This window comes from Paenibacillus taichungensis (assembly GCF_013359905.1).
Lineage (GTDB): Bacteria > Bacillota > Bacilli > Paenibacillales > Paenibacillaceae > Paenibacillus > Paenibacillus taichungensis.
The window spans coordinates 1-200 of the sequence record NZ_JABMCC010000099.1 but is presented as its reverse complement, the minus strand read 5'-3'; the positions used below and the strand labels follow the sequence as shown (position 1 = coordinate 200).

The 200-nt window shown below is 50.5% G+C and carries 1 rRNA gene; it reads right to left on the bottom strand.

The window, feature by feature from the left end:
* A 5S ribosomal RNA gene (rrf, locus tag HP548_RS34230) occupies positions 1–58 on the bottom strand; the annotation flags it as partial.
* Positions 59–200: the final 142 nt, after the last annotated feature.

Here is a 200-nt window from a genome sequence, read left to right as displayed (position 1 = left end):
GCTTAACGGTCGTGTTCGGGATGGGAACGTGTGGAACCCCTTCGCTATCGCCACCAAACGTTTGAGAGTTTGAGCTCTCAAAACTGAGCAACGAGTGAGTAACTAGCCGACCTGGCTAGATTTTGTATTTGAATGTTTCCGCTACGGGAAACGATTCTCCATAGAAAGGAGGTGATCCAGCCGCACCTTCCGATACGGCT